Annotated in this window: 5 protein-coding genes; 1 reads left to right on the top strand and 4 read right to left on the bottom strand. The window is 67.3% G+C overall.

What is annotated here, in order from left to right:
• Nucleotides 1-74: 74 nt before the first annotated feature.
• Complete coding sequence (locus HLH25_RS13020; RefSeq protein ID WP_182974460.1) at nucleotides 75-323, bottom strand: hypothetical protein; 249 nt, start codon at nucleotides 321-323, stop codon at nucleotides 75-77.
• Between the two features lie 100 nt (nucleotides 324-423).
• Here HLH25_RS13020 and HLH25_RS13015 point away from each other — a divergent pair, with 100 nt between their 5' ends.
• Entirely contained in the window at nucleotides 424-2,388 is a 1,965-nt protein-coding gene (locus HLH25_RS13015; RefSeq protein WP_182974459.1) for a S9 family peptidase, read from the top strand.
• Between the two features lie 107 nt (nucleotides 2,389-2,495).
• Here the strand turns inward: HLH25_RS13015 and HLH25_RS13010 are convergent, their stop codons facing one another.
• The 3 genes from HLH25_RS13010 to HLH25_RS13000 all read right to left on the bottom strand — a co-directional run bounded on the left by HLH25_RS13010 (nucleotide 2,496) and on the right by HLH25_RS13000 (nucleotide 6,652).
• Nucleotides 2,496-3,944: a sugar porter family MFS transporter gene (locus HLH25_RS13010; protein WP_182974458.1), complete on the bottom strand. Its 1,449-nt coding sequence runs from the start codon at nucleotides 3,942-3,944 to the stop codon at nucleotides 2,496-2,498.
• Nucleotides 3,945-4,109: 165 nt separating this feature from the next.
• On the bottom strand, nucleotides 4,110-5,528 hold the full coding sequence (locus tag HLH25_RS13005; protein ID WP_182974457.1) for a protein adenylyltransferase SelO: 1,419 nt from the start codon (nucleotides 5,526-5,528) through the stop codon (nucleotides 4,110-4,112).
• A 68-nt stretch (nucleotides 5,529-5,596) separates the two neighbouring features.
• The gene (locus HLH25_RS13000; protein ID WP_182974456.1) at nucleotides 5,597-6,652 is read right to left on the bottom strand and encodes an enoyl-CoA hydratase/isomerase family protein; all 1,056 of its coding nucleotides are present in this window, start codon (nucleotides 6,650-6,652) and stop codon (nucleotides 5,597-5,599) included.

Here is a 6,652-nt window from a genome sequence, read left to right as displayed (position 1 = left end):
AAGGCACCCAAGACCATCCTTATCGCCATCGCACGCCAGCTTCTCGTCATCCTCAATGCCATGATCCAGAAAGGTCAGACTTTGCAGATCACATGATCAACACAGTTGCCCGAAGGCGTGAACAATGTCAGCGTCGCGGCCATCGTCAGGGCAAGCGTCCTGCGCGCCAACGCGGCGTCGGGCGGCAGGTCGTCGCCCGTGCCGGGCACCCACGCCCGGATCAGGTCGTCGATCCTGCCGGGCGCGAGGCAGCGCGTCGCCTCGGCCAACAGGTCGGTGACGATCGCGTCAAGCTGCGCGCTGGTGGACCGTTGCTGCGTCATCGGCGCTCGTGTTCTCTGTGATGGACCCGTACCACCAGTTTACGCACAGGGAGCGTTCGGCGAAAGCCAGCCGGCCATTCCCCGCAACAGGAGACCCCGCATGACCGACCCCGCCACCCGGCCCTACGGCACATGGCCCTCGCCGGTGACGACGGCGCTGGTCGCCGGAAAGACAATCGGGCTGGGCAGCGTGCAGACCGACGGCGAGGCGGTGTACTGGCTGGAAACCCGCCCCGCCGAGGCCGGCCGAACCGTGCTGGTGCGCTGGACCGCCGCCGGCGGCATCCGCGATGTCACTCCGGCCCCGTTCGATATCGGCACCCGCGCCCATGAATATGGCGGCGGCGCCTATGCCGTATCCGGCAACCGCGTCGCCTTCAGCCACCGCCCGGACGGCAGCCTCTGGATCGTCACGCCGGGCCAAGCTCCGCGCGCGCTCAGCACCGTGCCGGGCCTGCGCTTCGCCGATTTCGCGTTTTCGCCCGAGGGCACGGCCCTGTTCTGCGTGCGCGAGGACCACCGCGCGCCCGGCGAGCCACTCTCCACCCTCGTCGCCTTCGCCACCGACCGCGACGCCAACCCGGCGGAGCAGGCCGGACAGGTGCTGGTCGCCGGCCCCGATTTCGTCAGTTCCCCCCGCCCGTCGCCCGACGGCGCGTGGCTGGCCTGGATCGAATGGGACCACCCCGCCATGCCGTGGGATGCCACGCGGCTGCGGCTGGGCCGCCTGACACCACAGGACGGCACCGCCGCGCTGACCGACCTCCGCACGCTGGCCGATGACGGCGCCTCGGTCATCGAACCGGCCTGGGCCGGGCCCACGACGCTGCTCGCCGCCTCCGACCGCGACGGCTGGTGGAACCTGCTCCGCTGGACGGTGCCGGACGGCGCGCCCGAGCCCGTCGCACCGATGCACGCCGAAATCGGCCTGCCCCACTGGGTGTTCGGCCAGCGCAGCTACCAGCCGCTTCCCGACGGCACGATCCTGGCCATCGCCATCAAGGACGGCGAGGCCCGCACCCTGCACCTCACCGGCGCGACCGCCCGCCCGGTGGCGCTGGGCCACCCCGCGCAATGCCCGTCCATGCTGGCGGACGGATCGTTCGCGTGGCTCGACACGCCGCCGGACGGCGCTCCCGCCATCCGCCATGGCCGCATCGACGCCCCGTCGCACCTCCTGCGCGCCGCCACCACGCTGGGTCTTGCCCCCGGCGACATCGCCCGCGCCGAGACCATCCGCTTCCCGCTGCCCGATGGGCGGCAGACCGGCCACGCCTTCTTCTATCCCCCCGCCAACAGCCGCTTCCGTGGCCCGGCGGACGAAAAGCCGCCGCTGATCGTCATGGCCCATGGCGGCCCGACCGGCCGCGCCGGCAATGCCTTCGCCTTCAAGGTCCAATGGTGGACCAGCCGGGGCTTCGCGGTGGTCGATGTCAATTATCGCGGCTCCACCGGCTTCGGCCGCGCCTATCGCCGCCAACTGGAAGGGCAGTGGGGCGTCGCGGATGTCGAAGACTGCATCGCCGCCTGCCGCCACCTGATCGCCACCGGCCGCGTCGATCCCGCCCGCATCGCCATTCGCGGCAGCAGCGCCGGCGGCCTGACCGTGCTATTGGCCCTCGCCGGGTCCGACCTGTTCGCCGCCGGCGCCAGCCTCTACGGCGTCACCGACCTGCGCGCCCTGGCGCAGGAAACCCATAAATTCGAATCCCGCTATCTCGACAGCCTGGTCGGCCCGTGGCCCGAGGACGAAGCCACCTATCTGGCCCGCTCGCCCCTGACCCAGGCCGACGCCATCCGCACCCCGGTCCTGTTCCTGCACGGCCTCGCCGACGCCGTGGTCCCGCCCGCGCAGGCACAGGCCATGGCGGACGCCCTGGCCCGCGGCAACATCCCCTACGCGCATTATACGTTCGAAGGCGAAGCCCACGGGTTCCGGCGCGAGGAAACGGTGCGTCGCGCGCTGGAACTGGAACTGGATTTCTATGGCCGGATCTTCGGGTTTACCGTTCCCGATGTAACGGAACGGGTGGTGCTGGCCGGTGAACAAGGGCTTTGCCCTTGACCCACCAAAGGGCAGTCGCCCTTTGGAAACCCAATTGTTAATACATAATGGTTTCCAAAGGCCGCCGGCCTTTGGTGGGGGTTCGGGGGCAAAGCCCCCGAGCACGCTTACTGTTCCACGATGGCCGTCTGGCCCCGACGCGGCCGGAAACGCCCTTCCTTCAGCGCCTTTTCGATATCTTCCAGCGAAGCACCCCGTGTTTCCGGAACCAGGAAATACACGAACAGCACTGAAGCCAGATTCACCCCGGCATAGAACCACATCGTCCCACCCAGCGAGATCGTCTGCACCAGCGTCAGCGCCGTGCTGGTCACCAGCAGGTTGCTGCCCCACAACGTGGCCGCATGCAGGCTGGTCGCGGTGCCGCGCATCGGCAGCGGGAACATCTCGGCCCCCAGCAGCCAGCCGACCACCTGAATGCCGCCCGAATTGAACATCATGAACAGCAGCAGGAAGACGATGATCATCCAGCTTCCGACACTGCCCTTGTCGGGATGCATCATGAACATCAGCCCCAGCCCGATCAGGCTGAGCACCGACCCCGGCCCCATGATCAGCATCAGCCGCCGCCGACCAATCCGGTCCACGACCATCGACCCGGTAAACGTCATCACCAGATAGACGACCGCCACCCCCACGCTGGCCAGCAGCGCCGCCGAATGGCCGAACCCGGCATCCGACAGAAAGGTGGGGGCATAATAGATCATCATCTCCAGCCCGCCGCACTGGGTGAAGAACGCCACGCCGAACGCCGCGACCAGGGCAGGGCGCACCCAGGGCTGCGACAGGCCGCGCCACCCCCGCTGCTCGTCGGAAACATTTTCGGCAGCCGCGTGAATCTTCTTGATTTCCTTATGGATTTCACGATGACTCGTGCGCACCTTGATCAGTTCGCGGATCGCGGCCTTCAATCCCCTGTTTTCAGCCGTCCAGCGCGGGCTGCGCGGCAGAAAGAACATGGCGACGAACACGAACAGCGCCGGCCCCGCCGCGATCGCGATCATCGGGCGCCAGCCCCACGCATCGCGCATCGCAAACCCGACGATATTGGCCAGAAAGATACCGATCCCGATCGCCACGTTAAACAGCGTGACCAACCGCCCGCGCTGCGCGGCGGGCGCCAGTTCGGAGATATACATCGGCACGACCTGCGTCGATCCGCCGACGCCAAGGCCCAGATAGACACGGGCGGCAATCAGCGTGCCGACATCCGGCGCCATCGAGCAGGCGAGGGCGCCGGTCACGAACAGCGCGGTCACGATCATGACGGTGGTGCGGCGGCCGAACCGTTCCGACAGCCAGCCGGTGCCCACGGCACCGATCACCGCGCCGGCCAGGATCGCGGAGGCCACGAGTTCCTGATCGGTGCTGCCCAGATGGAAATCCCGCGTAATCAGCAGCAGGGCACCGGAAATGATGCCGGTGTCGTAGCCGTAGAGGCCGCCACAGATGGCGGCCACGGCGGCTGCGAGCCAGAGTGTCAGCCGCGCGTTATCCGAAATTTCGTATTCGGACACCTGGGCCAAACTTGTCGATTGCGGCGAGAAATTCTGCATTCCATTCTCCCTGTTCGGAGCCTGTTGGAAAATGCGCGCGCTGATGGCGATCCGACGCGCATTTCCCGACAGGCTCCGGAAAAAACTGCCCTGGAACTCCTTGCTCCACAGACGCCCCGACATGGCCCGATTGCCATGCCGGTCTCCCCGAATCAGGCCCGCCGGTCAGGCGGCGGGCGAGAGGGCACCCTTCATCTCCCGGATCGACGCGAGCGTGTCATCAAGCATGCTCCAGTCATCCTGGTCCGCGATCGGCTGCCATATCCGCTCCACCGCATCGATCAGCATGGTGCAGGGAACGGATCGGGAAAAATACGGACTGGAAAGATCCAGATCCGGTCGGGCGGAATAGCCCTCGATCCGTTGACGCAACGGCTCGAATTCCGCACCCGTATAGAAATGGGCATTGGGGCCGTTCAGCGCCCGATGCCTGCTCTGTGCTCCTCCATACCAGTCGAAGAACAGATTTTCAAATCCTATTCCCGATCGTTCCAGAAACGTCCATGTCGCCGACGACAGATCCCGATCGTCATTTCTGGAAATGGAAGACAAGCCAAGCCGTTTCACGATGACGTTATTCATCTCCATTTCACAACGATCAGGGAAATCGTCGAAAATCTTCTGGAGATCATCAATTTCCGTTAACGGAATCAGGCATTCCGCCAGCCGCGCCAGCGTCCACAGCACGGCCTCGGGCTGGCGCCCGAACGCATACAGACCCGACTGGTCGAAATAGGCGGCAACGAAAGAGGGATCGTATCGGGGCAGGAAGCGCCATGGACCGTAATCGAAGCTCTCGCCCGTGATGTTGATATTGTCGGTATTCAGCACGCCATGCACAAACCCGGCCCCCATCCACTGGGCCGCCAGACGCGCGACGCGGGTGCAGACGATATCGAACAGCGCCGTCGCCGCATTCCCCTCGCCATGGCGGTCGGGAAAATAGGTGGCCATCACATAATCCACCAGGCGCGTCAGGCTGGCCCGGTCCTCCAGCGCGGCAAGGCGCTGGAACGTTCCCACACGGATATGCGAATGGCTGAGCCGCGCCAGCACGCACGACCGGGTGGGCGAGGGCTCGTCCCCCCGGTGCAGCCGCTCGCCGGTCTCGATCACGCTCAACGTCCGCGAGGTGTTCACCCCCAGCGCATCCAGCATCTCGCTGGCCAGGATCTCGCGCACCCCGCCCTTCAGGGTCAGCCGTCCGTCCCCGCCGCGCGACCACGGCGTACGGCCGCTGCCCTTGGTGCCGATATCCAGCACCCTGCCATCGCGCGCATCGCGCATCTGCGCGAACAGGAACCCCCGCCCGTCGCCCAGGTCCGGATTGTACTGGCGGAACTGGTGCCCGTGATAGCGCAGCGCCAGCGGCGTCGGCAGCCCGTCGGGCAGCGGCACGAAGCGGCCCAGATGCTCGACCCATTCCGCATCGGTCAGCGTCTCCAGCCCGATCCGCGCCGCCGCGTCCTGGTTGCGGAAGCGCAGGATATGCGCGGGAAAGCGCGCCGCTTCCACGGGGTCATAAAACGCATCGCCCAGCGTCAGATGCGCGCGGACGGGATGATAGGCGGCGGAAAACGGCATGAATCAAAACCTCGGATCGCGGACATGGGCCAACGGCGCACACCGAATTCAGATGAAACGGCCTACGCTCACACCGGTTCGGAAAAGACCGGCAGATCCAGCGTATCGGGGCGCGGAGCGAAACAGGCTTCGATCGCCGCCTCGTCCAGCGCCGCGCCGTCCAGCCAGCGCGGCGCATTGTCCTTGTCGACGATCTTGGCCCGCACCCCCTCGGTGAAATCGGGCAGGCGGAGCAGGTTGCCGATCAGCCGGTATTCCTGCTCCAGCACCGTGTTCAGGTCGGGCAGGCGGCGCGCGGCATGCCACGCGCGGAACGTGACCAGCAGCGAGAGCGGCGAGGCCTGCGCCATCGCCTCCCGGTCTTCGGCCGCCCAGGCCGCGTCGCTGCGCGCCAGCCGGTCGCGAATGGTCGCAAGGTCCGGCGCGTCATACAGCGCATTGATCGCCGCCAGATCCTCCTGCCCCTCACGCGGGGCGGCGGGCGCCAGGTCCACCACTTCGCCCGCCGGCCGGCGGGCGAGGGCGGTCGCCAGGTCCGGCAGGTCCGACGCCGCCAGCATGCGGTCGGCAAAGCCCGCCACCACCGCCTGCCCGCCCTTCATCCGCCCGCCGGTCAGCGCCAGACGCAACCCGTACAGCCCCGGCACGCGCGAAAGCAGGTAAGACCCGCCCGCGTCGGGCGTCAGCCCGATCGCCACCTCGGGCATGGCCAGCACGCTGCGCTCGGTCACGATCCGGTGACGGACATGCGCGCCCAGCCCGACCCCGCCGCCCATCGTGATCCCGTCCATGAACGACACGATCGGCTTGGGGTATCCCGCCAGCACCGAAACCAGCCGATACCCCGCCCGGAACACGCTCGCCGCCGCGTCCGGCCCCACGTCCAGCGCCAGGGTATGGAGCGCGCGCAGGTCCCCGCCGGCCGAAAAGGCGCGGGGGCTGGTGCTGTCGATCAGCACCGTCTCGACCTCCGGATCGTCCCGCCACGCCGCCAGCGCGGCCCCGATGGCGCGATAGAGGGTAATATCCAGCGCATTCAGCGCCTTGGGCCGATTGACCGTCAGCCGCCCGAGGCGCCCCTGGCGGGAGATCAGCAGCGTATCGTCTGTCGCGTCGGCCTGCAT

This window comes from Gluconacetobacter dulcium, assembly GCF_014174165.1.
Classification (GTDB): Bacteria; Pseudomonadota; Alphaproteobacteria; order Acetobacterales; family Acetobacteraceae; genus Gluconacetobacter; species Gluconacetobacter dulcium.
This window is presented reverse-complemented; position numbering and strand designations above follow the sequence as displayed.

Coding starts and splice junctions, on each gene's coding strand:
- HLH25_RS13005 (WP_182974457.1), bottom strand. CDS start 5,528: ATGCCGTTTTCCGCCGCCTATCATCCCGTCCGCGCGCATCTGACGCTG.
- HLH25_RS13020 (WP_182974460.1), bottom strand. CDS start 323: ATGACGCAGCAACGGTCCACCAGCGCGCAGCTTGACGCGATCGTCACC.
- HLH25_RS13010 (WP_182974458.1), bottom strand. CDS start 3,944: ATGCAGAATTTCTCGCCGCAATCGACAAGTTTGGCCCAGGTGTCCGAA.
- HLH25_RS13000 (WP_182974456.1), bottom strand. CDS start 6,652: ATGCAGGCCGACGCGACAGACGATACGCTGCTGATCTCCCGCCAGGGG.
- HLH25_RS13015 (WP_182974459.1), top strand. CDS start 424: ATGACCGACCCCGCCACCCGGCCCTACGGCACATGGCCCTCGCCGGTG.